The sequence below is a fragment of the Arthrobacter sp. TE12232 genome (assembly GCF_054062615.1).
In genome coordinates, this window is the sequence record NZ_JBSSFK010000001.1 from 3,619,615 (window position 1) to 3,640,474 (window position 20,860).

25 protein-coding genes are annotated in these 20,860 nt (G+C 63.2%); 3 read left to right on the top strand and 22 right to left on the bottom strand.

Annotation, left to right across the window (positions count from 1 at the left end; translation table 11 throughout):
- Nucleotides 1-95: 95 nt before the first annotated feature.
- Complete coding sequence (locus ACVWZ7_RS16250; RefSeq protein WP_456508452.1) at nt 96-1,688, bottom strand: sensor histidine kinase; 1,593 nt, start codon at nt 1,686-1,688, stop codon at nt 96-98.
- A 289-nt stretch (nt 1,689-1,977) separates the two neighbouring features.
- Between ACVWZ7_RS16250 and ACVWZ7_RS16255 the strand changes: the two genes are divergently transcribed.
- Nucleotides 1,978-2,745, top strand: a complete 768-nt coding sequence (locus ACVWZ7_RS16255; protein WP_456508453.1) for a response regulator transcription factor — start codon at nt 1,978-1,980, stop codon at nt 2,743-2,745.
- A gap of 116 nt (nt 2,746-2,861) precedes the next feature.
- Here the strand turns inward: ACVWZ7_RS16255 and ACVWZ7_RS16260 are convergent, their stop codons facing one another.
- The 21 genes from ACVWZ7_RS16260 to ACVWZ7_RS16360 all read right to left on the bottom strand — a co-directional run bounded on the left by ACVWZ7_RS16260 (nt 2,862) and on the right by ACVWZ7_RS16360 (nt 19,524).
- Nucleotides 2,862-3,344 (bottom strand): Hpt domain-containing protein, encoded by a 483-nt coding sequence (locus ACVWZ7_RS16260; protein ID WP_456508454.1) that lies wholly within the window; start codon nt 3,342-3,344, stop codon nt 2,862-2,864.
- Nucleotides 3,345-3,520: 176 nt separating this feature from the next.
- Entirely contained in the window at nt 3,521-4,405 is an 885-nt protein-coding gene (locus ACVWZ7_RS16265; RefSeq protein WP_456508455.1) for a type II secretion system F family protein, read from the bottom strand.
- A 7-nt stretch (nt 4,406-4,412) separates the two neighbouring features.
- Entirely contained in the window at nt 4,413-5,348 is a 936-nt protein-coding gene (locus ACVWZ7_RS16270) for a type II secretion system F family protein (protein WP_456508456.1), read from the bottom strand.
- Between the two features lie 7 nt (nt 5,349-5,355).
- On the bottom strand, nt 5,356-6,876 hold the full coding sequence (locus ACVWZ7_RS16275) for an ATPase, T2SS/T4P/T4SS family (protein ID WP_456508457.1): 1,521 nt from the start codon (nt 6,874-6,876) through the stop codon (nt 5,356-5,358).
- The gene (locus ACVWZ7_RS16280; protein ID WP_456508458.1) at nt 6,876-8,066 is read right to left on the bottom strand and encodes an AAA family ATPase; all 1,191 of its coding nucleotides are present in this window, start codon (nt 8,064-8,066) and stop codon (nt 6,876-6,878) included. Before ACVWZ7_RS16280 ends, ACVWZ7_RS16275 begins: the two co-directional genes overlap by 1 nt.
- Entirely contained in the window at nt 8,063-8,827 is a 765-nt protein-coding gene (gene cpaB, locus ACVWZ7_RS16285; RefSeq protein ID WP_456508459.1) for a Flp pilus assembly protein CpaB, read from the bottom strand. The genes ACVWZ7_RS16280 and cpaB (ACVWZ7_RS16285) overlap by 4 nt, the downstream gene beginning before the upstream one ends.
- A 46-nt stretch (nt 8,828-8,873) precedes the next feature.
- Complete coding sequence (locus tag ACVWZ7_RS16290) at nt 8,874-9,911, bottom strand: pilus assembly protein TadG-related protein (RefSeq protein ID WP_456508460.1); 1,038 nt, start codon at nt 9,909-9,911, stop codon at nt 8,874-8,876.
- On the bottom strand, nt 9,899-10,273 hold the full coding sequence (locus tag ACVWZ7_RS16295; protein ID WP_456508461.1) for a TadE/TadG family type IV pilus assembly protein: 375 nt from the start codon (nt 10,271-10,273) through the stop codon (nt 9,899-9,901). Before ACVWZ7_RS16295 ends, ACVWZ7_RS16290 begins: the two co-directional genes overlap by 13 nt.
- Before the next feature lie 105 nt (nt 10,274-10,378).
- A complete protein-coding gene (locus ACVWZ7_RS16300) occupies nt 10,379-10,618 on the bottom strand; it encodes a Flp family type IVb pilin (protein WP_344368244.1) in 240 nt (79 codons plus the stop codon).
- A gap of 61 nt (nt 10,619-10,679) precedes the next feature.
- Nucleotides 10,680-10,919 (bottom strand): Flp family type IVb pilin, encoded by a 240-nt coding sequence (locus ACVWZ7_RS16305; RefSeq protein WP_456508462.1) that lies wholly within the window; start codon nt 10,917-10,919, stop codon nt 10,680-10,682.
- A gap of 231 nt (nt 10,920-11,150) precedes the next feature.
- A complete protein-coding gene (locus tag ACVWZ7_RS16310; protein ID WP_456508463.1) occupies nt 11,151-11,366 on the bottom strand; it encodes a Flp family type IVb pilin in 216 nt (71 codons plus the stop codon).
- 8 nt (nt 11,367-11,374) lie between these two features.
- Nucleotides 11,375-12,250 (bottom strand): type II secretion system F family protein, encoded by an 876-nt coding sequence (locus ACVWZ7_RS16315; protein ID WP_456508464.1) that lies wholly within the window; start codon nt 12,248-12,250, stop codon nt 11,375-11,377.
- A gap of 12 nt (nt 12,251-12,262) precedes the next feature.
- Complete coding sequence (locus ACVWZ7_RS16320) at nt 12,263-13,216, bottom strand: type II secretion system F family protein (protein WP_456508465.1); 954 nt, start codon at nt 13,214-13,216, stop codon at nt 12,263-12,265.
- Nucleotides 13,217-14,617 (bottom strand): CpaF family protein, encoded by a 1,401-nt coding sequence (locus ACVWZ7_RS16325; protein WP_456509126.1) that lies wholly within the window; start codon nt 14,615-14,617, stop codon nt 13,217-13,219. It abuts the gene before it with no gap.
- Nucleotides 14,618-14,673: 56 nt separating this feature from the next.
- On the bottom strand, nt 14,674-15,876 hold the full coding sequence (locus ACVWZ7_RS16330) for an AAA family ATPase (protein WP_456508466.1): 1,203 nt from the start codon (nt 15,874-15,876) through the stop codon (nt 14,674-14,676).
- Nucleotides 15,873-16,655 (bottom strand): Flp pilus assembly protein CpaB, encoded by a 783-nt coding sequence (gene cpaB / locus ACVWZ7_RS16335; protein ID WP_456508467.1) that lies wholly within the window; start codon nt 16,653-16,655, stop codon nt 15,873-15,875. The genes ACVWZ7_RS16330 and cpaB (ACVWZ7_RS16335) overlap by 4 nt, the downstream gene beginning before the upstream one ends.
- Before the next feature lie 23 nt (nt 16,656-16,678).
- A complete protein-coding gene (locus ACVWZ7_RS16340) occupies nt 16,679-17,590 on the bottom strand; it encodes a pilus assembly protein TadG-related protein (RefSeq protein WP_456508468.1) in 912 nt (303 codons plus the stop codon).
- Between the two features lie 44 nt (nt 17,591-17,634).
- Nucleotides 17,635-18,027 carry a TadE/TadG family type IV pilus assembly protein gene (locus tag ACVWZ7_RS16345; protein ID WP_456508469.1) on the bottom strand — a complete coding sequence of 131 codons (393 nt, stop codon included), beginning with the start codon at nt 18,025-18,027 and terminating at the stop codon, nt 17,635-17,637.
- 77 nt (nt 18,028-18,104) lie between these two features.
- A complete protein-coding gene (locus ACVWZ7_RS16350) occupies nt 18,105-18,311 on the bottom strand; it encodes a Flp family type IVb pilin (protein ID WP_456508470.1) in 207 nt (68 codons plus the stop codon).
- A 40-nt stretch (nt 18,312-18,351) separates the two neighbouring features.
- The gene (locus ACVWZ7_RS16355; protein WP_456508471.1) at nt 18,352-18,552 is read right to left on the bottom strand and encodes a Flp family type IVb pilin; all 201 of its coding nucleotides are present in this window, start codon (nt 18,550-18,552) and stop codon (nt 18,352-18,354) included.
- Between the two features lie 270 nt (nt 18,553-18,822).
- Nucleotides 18,823-19,524, bottom strand: a complete 702-nt coding sequence (locus tag ACVWZ7_RS16360; RefSeq protein ID WP_456508472.1) for a prepilin peptidase — start codon at nt 19,522-19,524, stop codon at nt 18,823-18,825.
- Between the two features lie 316 nt (nt 19,525-19,840).
- On the opposite strand from ACVWZ7_RS16360, the gene rplM reads away from it, so the two are divergent.
- Both rplM and rpsI read left to right on the top strand, forming a co-directional pair.
- Nucleotides 19,841-20,284 carry a 50S ribosomal protein L13 gene (gene rplM / locus ACVWZ7_RS16365; RefSeq protein WP_015937805.1) on the top strand — a complete coding sequence of 148 codons (444 nt, stop codon included), beginning with the start codon at nt 19,841-19,843 and terminating at the stop codon, nt 20,282-20,284.
- 36 nt (nt 20,285-20,320) lie between these two features.
- The gene (gene rpsI / locus ACVWZ7_RS16370) at nt 20,321-20,830 is read left to right on the top strand and encodes a 30S ribosomal protein S9 (protein WP_018773707.1); all 510 of its coding nucleotides are present in this window, start codon (nt 20,321-20,323) and stop codon (nt 20,828-20,830) included.
- Nucleotides 20,831-20,860 lie beyond the last annotated feature (30 nt).

Genomic DNA, 20,860 nt, shown 5'->3' on the forward strand with positions numbered 1-20,860 from the left:
TCGCCGGATAGCTGCCAGGTCGCCGGAAGGTACCGGCGACCTGGCAGCTGTCCGGCGACCTCGGGCTAGCACCGAACGATACTGGGCCGCTAGTCCTAGAACGCCGCCGGGGGACCGTCTGCGGGAAGCTCCACGGTGAACGTGCTCCCGTGGCCTGGAAGCGTGCGGCAGGAGATGGAACCGCCGTGCCGTTCCACGATGGCCTTGGTGATGGACAGGCCCAGGCCGGCCCCCGGAATCGACCCCTCGCGGACGGCCGGGCTGCGGAAGAAACGGGTGAAGACCCGCCGGGCATCGGCGGCAGTCATGCCCATGCCGGTGTCCGCGACGTGGAGGCGCACCAAACCGTCGTCGGTGCTGGCCGAGACCCGCACCGATCCGCCGTCGGGGGAGTACTTGATCGCGTTGGAAACGAGGTTGTCCAGGGCTTGGCTGATCCGGAGCGGATCCACATGGGCCCAGATCGGGCCCCGGACGTCCATCGTGAGGTCAACACGGGACGCTTGAGCATGTGCCTGGGCCGAGCCGAGGCTGGCTTCCACGAGCCCGGCGAGGTCCGTGCGGCGGGGATGGACATGGACCGCGGAACTGGCGGACATCAGAAGGTCCGATACCAGGGCCAGCAGCCGCTCCGCGTTGCGCTGCGCGACCTCGATGCGGCGCACCACGGGGCTGTCCAGGCCCTCCGTGTCGGCGAGCACGAGGTCGAGGTTGCCGATGATGGACGTCAGCGGCGTGCGGAATTCATGGGAGACGGTCGAAACGACCTCGTCCTTCGCGGCGAGGGCGTCCACGAGGCCGGTGACCTCGTTGAATACCACCACAGCCCCGCGGAAGTCGCCGTCGTCGTTTTTCAGGGGCCGGGCCCCCGTGGAGACCACCCGGCTGTCTGCCGCCTCGCCGAAGCAGACGAGGTAATCGGCAAAGGACTCGCCGCCCAGCGCCCGCCGGAGGGGACGGCGTTCCGGCGGCAGCGGCGTGCTTCTGTCCTGACCTGTCAGCACCAGCTGGCCTTCTTCCGCCGGAGACGCCGACGCCGCCGACTCTGCGGATTCCTCCAGCTGCGTCTGCCAACTGTTGGTCAGCAGACGGCGGCCGTCGGCGTCCACTGCCACGATCCCGACGTCGACAGTGTCAAGAATGGTGTTCAGGAGCCGCTCGCGTTCCCTGCTGTCCGAGAGCAGGGCCTGCAGTTCGGCTTCCTTGGATTTGATCCGCCACTGCTCGTGCCGCAGACGCGCCCGCGCGAACCGCATGGCCAGGGAGACGGCGAGCATCATGAGCGGGACCAGCATGGCCTCAGCTGCGCGGGCGGCCACCGGTGCCGCGGGGTCTGCGAGGAGCCAAGGCAACGCTGCCAGCAGCGGCACGGTAAAACTGAGCGAAAGGCTTGCGGGCGCGGACAGGCTGGACGCCGAAATCCACACCACGGGCAGGACCGAGAGCACCCCGGGATCCGGCAGCCCCGCCGCGCCGCCATCCCGGAGAAGTCCGACGGCGACCAGATCCAGGACGGGGATGATCAGCGGCGCCAACGGCCCGAAGCGCTGCCAGGGAACCAGGACGCAGGCCGCCAGGAGTGCGCCCTGCAGGCCGAGCGCGAACCGGCACAAGGGGCTCTCCAGAAGACCGGGCCACGCGGTGGGGGCGGCGAGGAGGACCCCGGCCATCATGACGGCCAACGGCAACTGGCAGATTAGGACCCGCGCACGGGGCCCCAATGCCTTGACATATCGATCCGCACCCCGGATCAGCCGTTGTCTAGCCAAAGACGCCGCGCCCCTTTCTCGTTGCTTCAGTTTTACACCTGGTGTCACGCAAACTTGACATAAATCGAAGTTTTGCTATTTCTGTTACTGAGCCGCCGAGGTTTTGCCCCCTACCGTGGGTATTCTGGCAATGCCGGTGGGGGCCGGCGGATCCAGTGTTGCCGCCGCATCCGCGGACGGCAGCGTAGCGTGCCACATGAGGGGGGCCATGACCGACCTGGGAGTCGCCGTCGTAGTTGAAGACGACGAAGATGTTCGGAACCTTGTCGAAGCGGTATTGAGCCAGGCCGGCTTCGAAGTTCATTCGGCGGCCGGCGGCAGGGAAGGCGTCGACGTCATCCGGCAGCAGGAGGCCAGCGTGGTCACCTTGGATGTCGGGCTTCCCGATATCGACGGCTTCGAGGTGCTGCGCCGGATTCGCGAGTTCAGCGACGCCTACGTGGTCATGTTGACGGCCCGTACCGACGAACTCGATACCTTGACGGCATTCCACACCGGTGCGGATGACTTCCTGGCGAAGCCTTTCCGTCCCCGTGAGTTGCGTGCCCGCGTCGGTGCGATGATGCGCCGGCCGCGGCAGGTTCTCCAGGCCGCACTCGTCCCGGCGACGGATCCGGGGGCCCAAGCCGTCCCGACGGCGTCCCAGGCTCCGGTGCTGCGGCACAACGGGCTGGAGCTGAACCCGGAGACCCGGTCTGTGAGCGTCGACGGCGAGCCCGTCGGCCTGACCCGCAGCGAGTTTGATCTTCTGCACGCCCTGCTCAAGGGTGCCGGCGCGGTGCGGTCCAAGACCGAACTGGTGCGGGTAGTGCGGGGGGACTACTACCGGGCGGACGCCTACATCAGCGAATCCGATGAACGCGCCGTCGAGGTGCACATCGGCAACCTCCGGCGGAAACTCGGCGAGGACCCGGTGCAGCCGCGCTGGCTGCAGACCGTCCGCGGCGTGGGCTACCGGCTGGCACCGGAGCGGTAGCCGCGCGCGGGGGCCGCGCTCAGCGCCGCGCCCGCGCTGAGTCCCCGCCCCGCCCCCGGCGCATCGCCGGGGTTGCGCACATGCCTTGAGTCGACGGGCCAGCTTTCCCGGCAGGCCTAGCTTTCCCACAGGACATAGCTGAACTGAAGCTCGCCAACAGTTTCGTCGCCCCGTTCGGCGACGTCGTGCAGTAGCGACAGGGCGTGGTCCATGTCCCCGGCCCTGAGCGCGACCTCCAGCTCGCCGGCGAGCTGGGCCAGGCGCAGGCCGCCCACCATCGCGGAGGACGTCTTCAGGCTCAGCACCGCGTCCATGGACCCTGCGAGGTCGCCGCGCTCCAGGGCTGAGGCGAGCGAGCGGTAGCGCTGGTCCCACATCTTGGTGTAATCCCTGGCGAATCCCTTCGCCACGGCCGGACTGTCGAGCTGGACACCAAGGTCCTGGAGCGCCGCAGGGTCCACGAGCGGGGCCGCCGCCGGGAGAGCCGCCACCAGGGCACTGGAGGCCGTGAGGGCGGGCGCCGGCAGTCCGGGGGAGGCTGTGGGGGCGAGGACCATGCTCGCATCTCCGTCATCGGGGCAGGCGCTGGGAAGGGACATGTGCCCACGCTACTTGCTGATTCGGCTGAAGCCGGGGACTCCGGTCTATCCTGCGGAAACCTTGAGGCTTTCCGCAGGGGAACCGTCCGAAGCGGGTATTGCCGCAGCCAAGCGGCCGCCGTGGCGCCTCACGGCGGATCCGCGGCCAACTGGCCGCTGCAAGCGGATGCGGGCCGCTACTGGCCGCTGAAGGTGTCTATGGCGTTGATGACGGCCGGGCCGAGGATGGCGATGAAGAGCACGGGGAAGATGAAGAACAGCAACGGGAACAGGATAGTGACGGGCAGCTTCATGGCCTTTTCCTCGGCCCGCTGCCGGCGTTTGACCCGCATGACCTTCGCCTGCACGCGCAGCACCCGGCTGATGGCGATGCCGTAAGTGTCTGCCTGGACGACGGCCTGGACGAAGCTGCGGAGCTCCGGCACATTGGTCCGCTCCGCCAGGGCCACGTAGGACTCGCGGCGGCTCCGCCCCACTTGCATGTCCTGCAGGGTCCGGATCAGTTCGTCCGCCAGCGGGCCCTTGCCGTTCTCACCCGCCCGGGCCATGGCGCCTTCGAAGCCGAGGCCCGCTTCGACGGAGATGAGCATCTGGTCCAGCGTGTTGGCCAGCTCCAGCTGCAGGATCTTCTGCCGTTCCTGCCCCTTGCTGTAGAGCAGGAGGTCGGGGATGAAGTAGCCCAGCAGGAACACAAAGATTCCCACGAGCTTGAGGATCGGCGTCGTGCCGTTGGCGCCGATCCAGAAGCCCAGCAGGGCACCCAGAAGGCCCAGCAGCGGCTTGGCCGCGAGAACGCGTCCCAGCGGCAGCGAGGCGGGGCGCCCGGCGAGGGACAGCAGCCTGTCCAGCCTGCGGACGTAGGCGGAGGGCGTGAGCCGGTAGCCGGCCCGCTCCAGCAGGCCGCTGCGCGCCCGCTGGGTGAGTTCGGCAGGGTCCGTGCCCAGCGCGAGAATCTCCCGCGTGGCGCGCTGCGATTTCCGGTCGACGGACAGCAACGACCACACCAGATAGCCCAACGGCACGGATACCAGCAGCATGGCAAGGAGGACGGAAGGCGCCATCGCTGCCTCAGAACTTCAGGTCGATGATTTTGCGCATCCACAGACCGCCAATGGTCATGAGGATCACGGAAGCGACGATCATGCCCCAGCCCAGCGGATGCGTGAACATGACGTTCATGTAGCCCGGGTTGACCAGCATCAGCATCACCACGATCCCGATCGGCATGGCCATGAGGATATAGGCGGAGAACTTGCCTTCGGCCGCGAGGGACTTGATGTGGCCCTTGATCTCGCTGCGCTCGCGAATGGTCTCGTTGACCTGGTCCAGGACTTCGGCGAGGTTGCCGCCCACCTCGCGGTTGATCTGGATGGCCTGGGCGATCCAGACAAAGTCCTCGTTCCGCATCCGGTCCGCGGTATCGCTGAGGGATGCCAGCAAGTCCCGGCCCAGGCTTGTCTCCGTGACCACGCGGCGCATCTCCTCCGACGTCGGGCTCTGCGATTCGGACGCGGCTGCGTCGATGGCGCGCAGGATGCTGTGGCCGGCGCGGAGGCCCCCGGAGAGCAACTGCAGGGTGTCGCCTAGCTGCTGATCGAACTTGGTGCGGCGCTTGCCGGTCAGGAAGCCGATCACGAGGTGTCCCGCCACCGGGGCCAGCATGACAAGCATGACCGCCAGTAGCGGCCCCGCGACGACGAACCCGGCGATGGCCCCTGCCACGGCCCCGGCCAGCAGCAGGACGTAGAAGTCCGCCTGGCTCAGGCGGAGTCCGGCCTGTTCCAAGGTCTCGCGGTTGAAGAACCGGACCGTACGCCGGGAGAAGAACCCGTCAACCAGGTGGACTGCCGAGCCGGCGAACCGGGTTAGCTGCGAGTCGGGCTGGCCCTCGGCGGGCCTGCGCCGGTCCAGCGGGACGCTGGCCCCGCCTGGGGCCAGGAGCACAATCCCCAGGACCAGGACGGCGCAGAACAGCAGCCCGACGCCAAAGTGCAGCAGTGTCATGGACAGATCACGACCTTCCGGCCGGCGCCAGCGGCGCGGCGAACACGTTGGCGGAGACATGGATGCCCAGGTCTTCGAAGCGGTCGATGAAGCGCGGGCGGATGCCGGTGGGGACCGGCTTGCCGAGGAACCGGCCGTGGGCATCGACGCCGGCGGTGTAGTCGAACACAAAGGCGTCTTGGAGCGTGACGATGTCCCCTTCCATGCCCTGGACCTCGGTCACGTGGGTGATGCGCCGGGTCCCGTCCCGCAGCCGGGAGATCTGGATGATGAGGTTGACGGCCGAGGCGATCTGCTCCCTGATCGCGCGCAGCGGCAGGTCCATGCCGGCCATAAGCACCAGAGTCTCAAGGCGGGCCACAGCATCCCGGGGCGAGTTGGAGTGGACGGTGGAGAGCGAGCCGTCGTGGCCGGTGTTCATGGCCTGGAGCATGTCCAGCGATTCGCCGCCGCGGACCTCACCCACCACGATCCGGTCCGGGCGCATACGCAGGGAGTTCCGCAGCAGCTCACGGATGGTGACCTCGCCCTTGCCCTCCGTGTTCGGCGGCCGGCTTTCCAGCCGCACCACGTGTTCCTGCTGGATCTGGAGCTCGACGGCGTCCTCGATGGTCACGATCCGCTCGTCGTGGGGGAGGAAGGAGGACAGGACGTTGAGCAGCGTGGTCTTGCCTGTGCCGGTGCCGCCGGAGACGATGATGTTCAGCTTGGCCTTCACGCAGGCATTGAGCAGTTCCGCCATTTCCGGCGTCAGCGTGCCGAACTCGATGAGGTTCCGGACTGTCAACGGCACCTTGCTGAACTTTCGGATGGTCAGCGACGAACCGCCGACGGCGAGCGGCGGGATGACGGCGTTGACGCGGGACCCGTCCTCGAGCCGCGCGTCCACGAGCGGCGAGGACTCGTCGATCCGCCGGCCCACCTTGGAGACGATGCGCTCGATCACCTTGCGCAGGTGATCCTCGGAGCTGAAGCGCGACTCAGTCAGGGTGAGTTTGCCGTGCCGTTCCACGTAGATCTGGTCCATCCGGTTGACCATGATTTCCGTGACGGCGGGATCATCGAGCAGGCGCTGCAGCGGGCCGTAGCCCAGGACGTCGTCGGCGACGTCGCGGACCAGACGGGCACGCTCCTCGGCGGACAGGGGGACCTGTTCGGCGTCGATGATGCGCGTCAGCTCTTCCCGCGCCGAGGTGCGGAGGTCATCCTCTTTGGAGGCGGAATCGTTGAAGCGGGTTCCCATGCGCTCGAACAACGCCGTGGCAGCCCGCTGCTTGAGCGCCGCGAAGGCATCGACGGGCTGCTGGCCCTTGCTGCGGGTCGGGTCGGGAGTGCCGGCGTGAGTCCCGCCGGCGTGCGTCCCGCCGGATTTGCCGGCGGTGTTGACTGCGGTAAGCGGTGCCACACGGGGGAGTTCGACGACGGCGGCGCTGTCCGCCGTCGTCGTCTCCTGCCTGTGGGGTGTGAGGGGAATAACGGGGGCGTCGGCGGTGCCTTCGGCGGAGCGGAGCCGTTCGGAGAGTTTCATCAGACCACCACCCGCCGGTGCAGTTTCTTTTGGGCCGTGGCGCGCCAGGCGGGATCGAACCGGTCCACGAGCTGTTTCAGGCCCTTGACGGCAGGGTCCTTGCGCCCGTCCTGGAGCACCGGCACGCCGCGGTTGGTGGAGAACGCGACTGCCTTGGAGCGGGGGATGCTGACGTCCACGGGTGCGCCGATGGTCGCCTCGACGTCCTGGACGCTCAGCCCGGACTTGGAGTCGGCCATGTTCAGGACCACGTGGCGGGTTTCGGGAAGCAGGTCCAGACGCCGGAGGATTTCCAGGCCGGAGCGCAGCCCGCGGATGCTGGGGACGTCCATGGCGGTCACCCAGACGGCATCGGTGCATTGTTCGAGGGCGGCCAGTCCCACCTCCGGGAGCCCGGGCGCTGTGTCGACCACGACGTACTGGAACTGCTCCGCGAGCTGTTCGAGCAGCCGGGTGACCTGTTGCGGTGTGATGTCGTCAGCTTCCTCCGGCGACCGGGGGGCGCAGAGCGCGTAGATGTTCCCGGGGTGGACCGTGAGGAAGGCCTTGAGGACGAGGGAATCCTGGCTGGCCGAGGACGAGACGGCATCGGTCACGGTGTGCTCCGGGTTCAGATACAGGCCCGAGGCCACGTCCCCGAACTGCAGGTCCAGGTCCACGATCACCACGCCCATGGGCGCGACCCTCCCCAGGCCGATCGCGATGTTGGTGGCAATCGTGGTCTTGCCGACCCCTCCCTTGGGGGAGAAGACACCGATCACCAGCCCTCTGGCGCTGTCCGGTTGCTTGGCCGTTGAGGTCCGGCTGCGGGTGGTGAATGACTGGCAGGCCCGCTCCAGCAGCACCCGGATCTGCGCGGGGTCCGCCGCCGGGCTGAGGATGTCGCGGATGCCGGCCCGCATGGCCAGCAGGACAAAGTTCGGATCTGCCTCGCCCACCAGGATGACGCTGAACTCGGGGAGCTGGACGTCGAACACCGTTGCGAGGCGCAGGGCGTCCTCCACCGGCACGTCCGGCCCCAGGATCAGGACCTCGGGCCGTTCCTGGTTGAGGTTCGCGAAGAGCTCCGCCGGGTTGGCCGGATTGACGAACGCGAAGGTCTGCAGACCGCCCGGCAGACCGCCGGCGAGGGCCTGCCGGACGCGGGCATCAAAATCCGTATTGGGGGAGATCAGGACAAAGCGGCTCATTTGTACACCTCTGGTTTCGTCATGATTCCTGGCCGGCCGCTGTCCGTGGCATCAAGTGGTTCCTTGCTCAGCCAGATCTTGGCGAATTCTGCCGCGTAGACAATCTTGGCGGCGTCCACATCGTTCACGGCGACCGTCAGCAACAGCGACCCTGTTGGAAGCGACGTGTCCTGTGCCGTGGCAGTAGAGCCAGGGGAGGGCTGAGGAGAGGGGGCAGCCGAGGGGGCCCGCTGCACCGAGGTCACGAGAACTTTGTGGACTGTGAGCTGAGTGGTTTGCTTGTCCGGCTTGGCTTCGAGGCCTCCGCCATCAAGATTGATAAAGATGCCGATGTGGTCGCCAGCCTCGATCCGGCCGCCGACAACGCGCTGGGGCTCGAGCTGGAAGGACACCTCCTGCAGACCCTTCGGCACCTCAACTGCTCCGCTGGCCTTCAGCTCCTCGGGGGCGATCAGGCGCTCGGCGACGAGCTGCTCGCCCGGGAGCAGGTCGACGGCGGTGACCTTGCCGGTCAGGCCATCAAGGTTCTTGAGCGCCGATTTGGCGACGGCCGTGCCAGGGAGTTTTTCGGTGGTGAGGAACGGCTGCAAGGCCTCGACGGTAGTGCCGGCGGGGACGGTCTTCGCCACCACGAGGACGTCCTGAGGATCCAGACCCTGAACAGCCCGCGCGTCGGCTCCCTGCGCATAGCTGACCACCACGATGGCTCCGATGACGGCCAGCACCAGGGCCGCGATTCCTGCCAATAAGCGTGACTTCAAAAACTGCTCCTGAACTGGTGGGTGGACGGGGCGGCAACGGCTGGTGCTATTGCGTGAGTTTCACGACGGTGGCTCCATACGCGTCCACGGGCCCAAGGGTGAAGCCGTTCGCCAGCGACACGTACTGGATGAAGCTCCCGATGATGCCGCGGCAGTTGCCATCACATTTCACTGCCGACGGAATGTCGGGAGGCTTGTTGCGGAATGAGTCGGGGAGGCTGTTATTACCGCTGAAACTCCAGCCGGCGACCTTGAAGGCCGCAAATGAGATCAGCCCATATACGGCGCCGGCTCCGGTGCCGGTCACCTTATTGAAGACCGGTAGCAGGACAACGACGTCTCGGCCCGCGGTGATATCGGCAGCCCAGCGCTGAAGCGTTGCGTCGCAGGCACCAGGGGCGCTGTTGCCGGGATCGCTCCCTCCTTCGCTGACGGCAAGGTCTATCAGTCCCCCGCAAATGCCGGGATCGTTGGGGAGCCAGCCGAAGCCGCCCTCGACGGCAGCACCGGATGGCCCGTAATTGCAGCCCGGGTTGGCGCCGCTGCCGTGGCTCTGGAGCAATTGCAGAGTCCCGTCGACGTGCCCCTTGACCTGGCAGATGGAAAACGTCAAGGGAAAGGCCGTTGTCCCGGCAACCGGGCTGCCCCATTTGACCGTCGATGGGGCATTGACCTCGGTGCTGTTGAAGCCCAGGGCTCGGCCAAAGAACAGCGAGACGTTGTTGGCTTGCTTGCCCGCTTCCTGGGCGCCGGCAACCACTGTGACGGTTCGCGCGTTCTTGTCCAGCAGGAGGGACTTCACGTTGCTCAGCCCGTCCCCGGCATTGCTGTTCGCGAGACTGGCGGCAAGCGTGGAAGTGCTGGAACAGTCCGGATCATTGATGTTCTTCGCGCACTTCTGGGCAACCGCAATGGCGGCGGCATCGGCACCGTTCCGCAACTGGGCCCGTTCTGCGTAGAGGACTCCGGTGTCGACGGCGAGGGCCGCAAAGCCCAGGAGGACCACCATGAGGATTGCGACAAGGACGCTGATGGCCCCGCGCTCGCTGTTTCCTGCCGTGCTCCCCCTGCCTAGCCGCCGCATACCATGACTCCTTTGCCCTGCAGCGGGAATGGCCCGGCGATGCCGGTCATGGTGGCGAGGGTGTAGCTGATGGTAAATGTGACCTGCGCGCCGGCAGTGCACACAGCGGGGCTGATGCTGATGTTGGCATCTGCCAACGGGGGCTGGAGCGCCGTGGCCGCGTTCTTGGCCGCGGTGCGCGCGGCCGTGGTGTCGTTGCCGATCGCCATGACACGGACTCCTTCGCGGGCGGCACTGGAGAGCGAAATCTGGACATTGTAGGCGCGACCGAATTCCATGATGCCCAGTAGCAGCATGATCAGTACCGGAGCCAGGAGCGCGAATTCCACCGCGGCGGCCCCCCGTTCTTTTGCCTTGGACATGGGGGACCGCCTCTCTGGATCTCGCTGGCCGCCGGCGCCTGATGCGGACAGGGTTGGGAGGGCCGAAGCCTTCCGCAACCCTGTCCGGTGGGTCGTGCTGGGGTATTACTTCGAGCAGGTGCCGTCCGTGGTCACGCCGCCGGTAGTGGTGGCTGCCGTGTAGGCGCCGCCCTTGACGCTGCACTGGACGGAGTTGAAGGTTTCCTTCAAGGTGCCGCCAAGAAGCGTCACGGCGACGATGATGACGACGGCGATGAGGGAGACCATGATGCCGTATTCGACGGCGGTGGCCCCGCGCTGGTCACGGCGAAAGCGGGATGCGAAATCGGAGAGAAAAGTGCGCATGGGGTGACTCCTGAGCGAGTTGGCATTGGCCCCAGCCAGCAGCTAGGGGCCCTGGCGAGAGTTACTTCGAGCAGCTGCCTGCCGTGGTCACGCCGCCGGTAGTCGTGGCTGCCGTGTAGGTGCCGCCCTTGACGCTGCACTGGACCGAGTTGAAAGTCTCTTTCAAAGTGCCGCCAAGAAGGGTCACGGCAACAATGATGACGACTGCGATGAGGGAGACCATGATGCCGTATTCGACGGCCGTGGCGCCGCGCTGATCTCGGCGAAGACGGGCTGCGAAGCTGGAGAGAAAGGAACGCATTGTTAACTCCTGAGCGAGTTGGGCGGCTGGTCCTGCACCAGCGCTGAGGGAAACGTAGCAAGCACCGACACGCCGGTGATTGGCCTTTGACGCATCCTGTGCTAAGGCTTCCCAAACTGCACGTTTCCTGTACATTCCCTGCGCTCATCTTGCGCCGGGCACGCCGATGGACCCCCTCGGCTCTGGGTCCAAGGGGGTCCGGAATATGGGCTGTGCATCTGCTGGAATGCTCTAAGGGATGCCGAGAGCTACCTTGACTCCGGTCCCGAGTCCGGTGAAGTACGAGCCCAGGGCGGTTCCGAAAGCTCCGACTCCGGCGACGATGACGATGGCGATGAAGCCCACCAGAATGCTGTATTCAGTAGCCGTGGCGCCTTGTTCGTCTGTAGACAGGCGATGTGAGATTTCACCGTGCGGTGACTGGAAGTCCGATGCGATGTTGGTCATTTCAGCTCCTAGGAAAAGGCGGCGATGATTCTCATTACCGCCGGCCCCAACAGAATGATGAAAAGTGTCGGAAAGATGAAAAAGATCAAGGGAAACAGGATCTTGACCGGGATTTTCATGGCGTGCTCTTCGGCCCGCTGACGGCGCTTGGTACGCATCTCGTGAGCCTGGCTTTTGAGTACTTTGGCGATGGCGATGCCGTACGCGTCGGCTTGGACTATGGATCGGATGAAGCTGCGGAGATCAGCAACATCAACGCGGTCAGCCATGGCCAGATATGCCTCTTTCCGAGATCGACCGACTTGGATGTCTTGAAGAGTCCTGACAAACTCGTCAGCCAAAGGACCCGTGCCGTTCTTTCCTGTCCGTCCCATTGCTGCTTCGAAGCCGAGGCCTGCCTGAACTGAGATGAGCATTTGGTCTAATGCATTTGGAAGTTCCTGCTGAATGGCGGCGCATCTCTTCTGTCCGTGGCTTCGGATTAGGAGATCGGGCGCAAAGTAGGCAAACGTGATGGCGGCGATCATGATGACAAAATTCAGCGGTGCTGGCCTGGCAACGAAATTGAAGGTTGCGATCCCTCCAGCACCTAAGGCAATGAGCGGCTTAGTGACAAGGAGACGCTCTAGCGGCCAGTTCTTAGGCCGTCCGGCTGCGGCTAGCTGCTTGTCCAGCCAGGCTTCATAGCTGCCGGGGGTTAGCCGGCGGACCAAGCCGGTGTATTGCTGTGAAAGTGATGCGCTGCCTTCAGTGATTTTGGTCCGGTGGCCCAGGTTCGCTTGGATGTTGCGGAGGGCGGCGTGGTCTGCGCTGAACGCCAGCCAGACCATGAAACTTACGGGGATGACGATGGCGAGCATCGCACCAAGCGCTACGGGTGACATTTTCCGATCCTCCTAGTACTTTGCCTTGACAAGGCGGCTAAGCCAGAAGCCGCCAGCTGTAAGCATTAGCGCGGAGACTCCCAACATCAGGTATCCGGGAACTGTGCTCGTAAATGTCCTGGCGTATTGCGGATTGATGAAGATCAGCGCGAAGAAAAGTACGATCGGCAGGCCCATGAGTACTGCCGCCGACATACGGCCTTCGGCACTAAGTGCTTTGACTTGCCTTCTGATCTGGTTCCGGTCGCGGATTGTTTCCCCGACGTGATCCAGGACTTCAGCGAGGTCGCCGCCGACCTCACGGTGAATTTCAATTGCTTGGGTGATCCAGCCGAAATCTTCGCTCCCCATTCGTTCAGTGACGTCATTCATGGATTCACCGAGTTCGCGGCCGATGCGGGTCTCGTTGACGATGCGGCTCAGTTCTTCCGACATAGGTGCGTCGGTCTCTTTGGCCGAGGCGTCGATGGCTCGCAGAAGGCTATGTCCGGCCCGCATACTGCCCGTGAGCATCTGCAGCGTATCCGGAAGTTGCTCGTCGAATTTCGCCTGTCGTTTGGTGGTCAGGATTCGAATGTAGAGAACCATCGCGGCCGGGACCGCAAACACCAGAAGTACGGCAAAGAATGGTCCTCCCAGGAAGTACCCCACTAGGGCACCGATCAGTGCGCCGGCACCCATCATGAGCACAAAGTCAGCCGGTTGCGACTTGAGGCCGGCACGTTCCAGTTTTTCCCGGGTAATAGGGCCGCCATTTCCGTTGCGGAGATGCTTGTTGACGATGACAAGGGCTGAGTCGGTCAACCGGGTGAGGCTGGAGGTGGTGTCAACGGCGTCGGGACGGCGCCGGGAGACGGGGATTACCTTGTTGGTTTTGAACACGAACGCAAAGAGTAATATCCCGGCCGCGTAGACCATGAGGATTCCCGCGAAAAAGAGGCTTGCGGGGGCTTCCGGGGTGTCCATCTACTTCCCCCTCAAGGGATGAGCTCCGAACACGGACGGTGAGACGTGAATCCCCAGTTCGATGAACCTGTCCGTAAATCGCGGTCGGACGCCGGTCGGAACCGGTTTGCCGAGGAAGTGTCCCGTGGCGTCGATCCCTGCCGAATAGTCAAATACAAAGGCATCCTGGAGAGTGACGATGTCACCTTCCATTCCTTGGACCTCGGTGATGTGGGTGACCCGGCGCGTTCCGTCCCGCAGCCGCGATATGTGGACAATGAGGTTTACGGCTGATGCAATCTGCTCACGGATCGCCCGGAGGGGTAGGTCCATGCCTGCCATCAGGACCAGAGTTTCCAAGCGCGCTACTGCGTCGCGGGGCGAGTTGGCATGCACGGTTGAGATTGATCCGTCGTGACCTGTGTTCATCGCCTGGAGCATGTCCAGCGACTCGCCACCGCGGACTTCACCGACGACGATGCGGTCGGGCCGCATTCGTAGGGAATTCCGGACAAGATCGCGAATTGAGATTTCGCCCTTGCCTTCGATATTGGCCGGCCGGCTCTCCAGCCGCACAACGTGGTCCTGCTGCAGCTGGAGTTCCACGGCGTCTTCGATGGTCACGATTCGGTCGCTGGCGGGGATGAAGGACGACAACACGTTCAGCATGGTCGTCTTTCCGGTGCCAGTACCGCCCGACACAATGATGTTCATTCTGGCGAGCACGCAGGCCTTCAACAGTTCCGCCATCTCGGGAGACAGACTGCCAAACTGAATCAGGCTTTCAACCGTGAGCGCCTCCCGTCCAAACTTCCTGATGGTGAGCGATGCTCCGTTGACGGCGAGGGGCGGAATAATGGCGTTTACGCGGGATCCATCGGCCAGGCGGGCGTCCACCAGAGGTGATGATTCGTCGATGCGGCGACCGATCCTGGATACGATGCGTTCGATGACCCGTCGAAGGGCGTCTTCGCTGGCGAACTTCACGTCGGTCATGAACAACTGGCCATTGCGTTCCACATAGATTTGGTCGGCCCGGTTCACCATGATTTCCGTGACTGTTGGGTCTTCCAAGAACCTCTCCAGCGGGCCATGGCCGAGGACGTCGTCAATGATGTCTTTTGTGAGCCTCTGGCGTTCTCCTGTTGACAGAGGAACTTGTTCCTCGTCGACAACGATTTTCAGTTCGTCTTTGACGAATCTTTGGAGTTCAGCATCGTTGAGCGAGGAATCGGTCAGGCGTGAACCAAGGCGCTCGTAGAGTGCCTGGCTTGCCCTGTCTTTCAGCCCGCTGAGTGCCTCACTGGCATTGCCGGCCAGAGGCCGGTGGTCAATAGTTGGCGCCGTGGCGTGTTCCGCCGTGTGTGCCTCATGGATGACCCCCAGGGTCGCCGGGTTTGTGAATTCTGCTGACGGTACCACCGCATTGGAAAACTCCTCAGTTTCCGAGTGGCGTTGCGCAAGCCTGCGAGAGAGTGTCACTGTACTACCGCCCTTCGATGCAGCCGCTTATGCGGACGGGCTTCCCAATTTGGCTTAAACCGCTCGACGAGCTGGCGGAGGCCCTTGCTCGCCGGATCTCGGCTGCCGTCCTGCAGCAGTGGAATCCCTTTGTTGGTTGAAAATGGAAGTGTCCGTGATCGAGGCAGGACGACGTCGACCGGAGCCCCGATAGTTGCCTCGACGTCCTGGAGTGTCAGACCGGTTTTGCGGTCTGCCATGTTCAAAACGATGTGCCTGTTGTCGGGAAGCAGATCGAGCTCTGACAGGATTTGGAACCCCGTTCGAATGCCGCGGATGCTCGGAATGTCCATACCGCAGACCCACACTGCGTCCGTGGCTTGTTCAAGCACCGCGAGCACATGCTCTCCCAGCCCAGGAGCCGTGTCCACGACTACATATTGAAATTCGGATCTTAGCTGCGTCAGCAGATGCGAGACGTGGTCTCCGGTGATCCGATCCATCTCTATTGGGTTGCGCGGGGCACACAGTGCGTAGATGCTCGATGGATGCAACGTCAGGTAGGTTTTCAGAACCATTGCGTCCTGGATGGCGACGCCGGCCACTGCGTCCGTGATCGTGAATTCGGGCTCAAGCATGAGGCCGCTTGCCACGTCGCCGAACTGGAGATCCAGGTCGACGATGACGACGCCCATGGGGGAGACCTGTCCCAATCCGACGGCGAGATTCGTCGCGATTGTCGTCTTGCCCACACCTCCCTTGGGTGACATGACAGCGATAATGCGCCCGCCGTCTGCCATGGGACCTTCGCCGGCCGTGGGAGCCAGGCCGCGTCTGCGCCCTGCCGCTGCCAGCCCTGCTCGTTCCACTACGGATCGGATTGTCTCCGCATCGGCCGTTGGCGACAGCAAGTCCCGGATTCCAGATCTCATAGCTTTCAGAGTGGTCTCGGCATTCTCAGCTGCGACCAAGAGGATGCTGATCTCCGGGTACTGGAGGTCCACCACGCTGGCGAACTCGAAAGCTTCCCGGGTGGGAAGGTCGGGGCCCAGTATGAGCACTTCGGGCGGCTCACCGGTGAGCTGACTCAGAACCTCGTCCGGTCCGGGCGGCAAATAGTCGGCTTGAAAGTGGTGCAGTGTTCCCCGCATTGGGGCAATGGCGGTCCGAACGCGTCGCTCATACTCAGCGTTAGCCGTAATCAGAATGAAGCGGCTCATCGGAACAACCTCGTCTTATCCAGGATCCCAGTGGAATTTTCGATGGCATCTGCCGGCTCACGGGAGAGGTAGATCTTTCCGAATTCGGAGGCATAGACCAGTTTTTCGGCATCGGCCGAATTCCTTGCGAGGGTAATCAGATACGAATCGCTGGAGGTCGCCTGTTTCTGGCTATCAGCGGTTAGCGCTCCCTGCCCCGTGTTCTGTTGCGTTTGTCCCTGAGTTTGGGCAGCTGCCCCGGAGCTGAACTGCACTGCGGTCACCAGGACTTTGTGAAACGTTAGCTGCGTGGCGTTGCCGGTGGCCTGGCCGTTAGACCCGGCGTCGTTCGTTGACAGGAAGACACCCACGGTATCCCCGGCTTCGACCCGCCCGCCCACGACCCGGTCGATTCCGAGTCGGAACGTAATTTCCTGGAGCCCGGCCGGCACCTTCACCCGTGCCGGCCCGAGGTATGAGTTGGCGTCAACGAGCCGGCTGTTAAGCAACTGTTCGCCAGGAACTAGGGCGACGGAGGTGACCTTGTTCCCCAATGAGGCGAGGTCGGCGACCCGGTCCTCGGCTACGGCCGTCATCGGTATCGATTTAGTAGTGACATAGTCACCTAATTTGTCGGCGGGTGTGCCGGCAGCCACGTCTTGCTTCACGACGAGGACGTCCACCGTCTCCGTATTGGCCAGGGCACGTTTGTCAGCACCCTGGACATAATTGAAGAGAATAATGGTTCCTATTACCGCCACAACGAGTGCGGCAACGCCTCCCAGCAGGCGAGTTTTCAATTTGATCCCCTTAGAACACTTGGTTACTTGATGAGATGCGGGGGCAATGAAGCGCCGCCGCCTGAGTAGCCACCGCCGCCGTAGGCGGTGGGATCGGCTACCCAGCTGACGAACTTGCCGCGTATGCCGTTGTTGGACCCTCCAAGACCCGTTTGATCCCCTGCGGACATGCCGGGGAAGTTGTAGCCAACCAGAAGGAATGCGGCGTATCCCTCGATGTAGTACTTGCCGCCGGCACCGTTACCTGCGGTGTTGGAATAGACCGGGAACAGCACAACCTGATTGAGGTAACTTGCGATCACGGTCTTGCAATCCTTTGGCATGCTGAGACCGGTCTTGGTGACACCGTATGGATCTGTGATGCCCGGTGTGCTCGAGTCATCGGGATAGATTGTGGCGCTGCACTGTCCAGAGTCCGACATCAGCCAGTCAAAGCCGCCAGGAATGGTGGCGCCGGAAGGGCTATCGCTCGCGCAGGTCTGACTTCCGTGAATCAGAATCGTCTGCAAGGCACCGCCGATGTCAAATTGGCAAGGGGCAAATGTGAGAGGGAGGGCGGCCGGCCCTGACCCGGGTGATCCCCAAGCGGCCGTTGACGTGGCCCCGACTGTCACAGGTCCGGCGTTGACTGCTTGAGACAACAAATTCGATAAGTGATCCGAGGCGCCATTCTTGGTGGTGGTGGTCACCGTGACCTGACCCGCGACACTCAAATCCACGGACTTGACCGTGGACTGGTTGTCATTCGAATTGGCGTTTGCCAACGGCGACGCCAGCGTAGGGTCACAAGGTTTTGCCTGGCAGCTCCTTGCGACAGCAAGGGCGCCCGCGTCGGCCCCGTTCTGCAGCTGCGCCCGCTCGACGTAGATCTGACCGACGTCGACGGCGACCGCACCTACTCCGATCAAAACCATCATCATGAGACCGACGATCACCCCTGCCGCGCCTCGTTCGGAATCGGCAGACTGCGTGCATCCGATTAGCCGCCGCATTGCATGGCACCTTTGCCAGTGAGGACCAGCCCGGACCCGAAGAATCCAGTGAGCGATGCGCCCGTATACGTGGTCGTTACCGTCACAGTCGCGGTGCTTCCCGCGGCACACGAACCTGAGTAGGCGAAGCCGAGCTTGGAGGTGTCAATGGACGGCGCGCCTGCCTTGCCGGCAGCTGTAGCCTTCACGGTGTCGTTAGTTACGGCCATGGTCCGTGCGGCTTCGCGGGAAGCCTGCGTTACTGAGACCTGGACGTTGTAGGCGTTTGAAAACTCGACTACTGCGATGATCAGCGAGACGAGTATTGGAGCGACGAGTGCGAACTCGACGGCGACTGCGCCACGCTCGCGGTTCTCTCTCGGTTTAGGGCTGCGTTTCAACGGGTCCCCCTGGACAGTTGCAGCTTGAAATAGATTCGGTGTGCCGCGCGGAGCGCGGCACACCGATTGGGCCTGAGTTACCAGCCGCCGACCGTGCCGGCGAGACCGCTGAAGAACGTATTCAGGTTGGTGCCGAACAGCGTCACGCCGGCAACGATCACCAGCGCGATCAGGCCCACGAGCAATGAATATTCCGTTGCCGTTGCGCCTTTCTCATTGATGAATCGCGAGGCTGCTGTTTGGTAGAACTTCCGGACGGCTGATGTGAACTTGAACTCGAACATGGCGGGTGAGACCTTCCCAGATTGAAGAAATTGCCGCGACTTACCAGGTGCCGACCTTTGTGGCGAGACCGCTGAAGAACGTGTTCAGGTTGGTGCCGAAGAGTGTCACTCCAGCGACGATGACAAGTGCAATGAGCCCGACCAAGAGCGAGTATTCCGTCGCGGTCGCGCCCTTTTCTGAATCGAGCTTGTCCTTGACGCCGGCAACAAAAGCGAGCATTGAGACCATGAGACCAGTCATTTTAGTTTTTCCTTTTCCAGAGATTGAGTAATGAACGAAATTCCAGAAAATCCCCGATTTCCTATTTGCTGGAGCTTCGTTGGGACAACATTTGCACGCTCGCAAACGGCAGGGCAATGAGGTCCGATACTCGACTTTATGGAGGGAAAAAATGGGTATCACCTACCCCCAAACGGAGGTGTACTCAGTTTCCAAGTAGGGGCACGGCTCTACTACTTGTTTTGATAAGTTGCCTTACTTAATCCCCGCACGTGGAGAGGTGGGAATCACTTAGGGGAGCAGCAGGATCACGGTGAGGCCGGCCGCCAGCATCGACGGCCCGTATGCCACTTCGTTGGGCTTGTTTCCGCGGTTTTTGAGGACCAAGAGCACGGAAGCGACGCCACCTACGGCGAACCCCAGGGCTCCCCCGTAGAACAAGTGGGACCAGCCTAGGTAGCCCAAGTACAGTCCAAGTGGTGCCGCAAGCTTCACATCCCCCATTCCAAGCCCGTTTCGGCTGGTCAAAGCCAAAATCAGGTAAGAAATGAAGAGAATTAACCCGCCGGCCACCCCCCGCAGCAGATTCCCGGCCCCGCCGGACACCCCTGCGGCGACCGCAAGCAGCACCAGCCCGGCCCCCAGAAGGGGCATGACCAGCCGGTTTGGCAGCAGATGGTGGAGTAGGTCGATCCGTGCCAGCTGCACGCCGGCCACGGCCAGCAGGATGTACGCGGGAAGTTCCGGCGAAAATCCGAAGCGCCAGGCCAGAAGAGCGGACAGTGCAAAAGTCGCCGCCGCCGTCGTAATTCTTGTGCGTACTGTGGGGGAGCCGGCGAGGTGGGGGAGTGTGCGCCGGATGAGAATTTCGCCCAAAAACCCCAGGCAAGCGCCTGCCAGGCCAACGCCGACTATGAAAAGATCCTCGGGTGATGAGCTGGACGGCTGAGCCAACAGCAGTGAGACGGTGCCGGCAGCGGCGGGATCGAACACGGTTCCTCCAGGGATGCGACGGTCCGGCACGGGACGGCGTGCGAAACAGCGCGCACACAGGATGCATCCGGACACCCCATTTTGACCCAAGACCCCGCGGCAGGCTATTCTTGGTAGTCGTTGTGCGTGTCCTACTCGATGGTGCGTGCCCGCTTGAGAATCCGGTTGCAGGATAGCTACTCAACGTGCACATTCGAGACCTCAGGATGACTGGTTACATAGAGCCCTCACCTCTGTTCCGGTAGCGCATAGATAGTAGGTGCACCTTGAGTGACGCCTAAAACAAGAACGCCAGAACAAGAACGAGGCAAACACCGTGCGTACGTACACCCCGAAGCCCGGCGATATCAACCGCCAGTGGCACGTCATTGACGCCACCGACGTTGTCCTTGGTCGTCTCGCGAGCCAGACCGCAATCCTGCTGCGCGGCAAGCACAAGGCCACCTTTGCGTCCCACATGGACATGGGCGACTTCGTCATCATCATCAACGCTGAAAAGGTTGCCCTCACCGGCGCCAAGCTGGAGCAGAAGCGCGCATACCGCCACTCCGGTTACCCGGGCGGCCTGACCTCCGTCAACTATGCGGAGCTGCTGGAATCCAACCCGGTCCGCGCCGTGGAGAAGGCCATCAAGGGCATGCTCCCGAAGAACTCCCTCGCTGCACAGCAGCTGGGCAAGCTCAAGGTGTACCGCGGTGCCGAGCACCCCCACGCCGCCCAGCAGCCCAAGACTTTCGAAATCACCCAGGTCGCCCAGTAGTCCTGGCCACCAACCAACTTTTAATCAAGGAGAATCGTGGCTCAGAACGAAGAACTGACCACCGAAGCCGTTGAGGCTGAGGAAAACCTGACCAGCTACACCTCGGAGAGCGGTGCTGCAGAAGCAGCTGCGCCGAAGAAGGAACGCCCGGCGCTGACCGTTGCCGGCGCTGCAGTTGGCCGTCGCAAGGAAGCCGTTGCGCGCGTTCGCGTTGTGCCGGGCTCCGGTAAGTGGACCATCAACGGCCGCGAGCTGGCGAACTACTTCCCGAACAAGCTGCACCAGCAGGACGTCAACGAGCCCTTCAAGATCCTCGATCTTGACGGAGCCTACGACGTCATTGCCCGCATCCACGGTGGCGGCATCTCCGGCCAGGCCGGTGCCTTGCGCCTTGGCATCGCCCGTTCGCTGAACGAGATCGACACCGAGAACAACCGCGCCACACTGAAGAAGGCCGGTTACCTGCGCCGCGACGCTCGCGTCATCGAGCGTAAAAAGGCCGGTCTCAAGAAGGCACGTAAGGCTCAGCAGTACTCCAAGCGCTAATCCCGCTTCCAAGCGCTTCTGGCGCTTGCG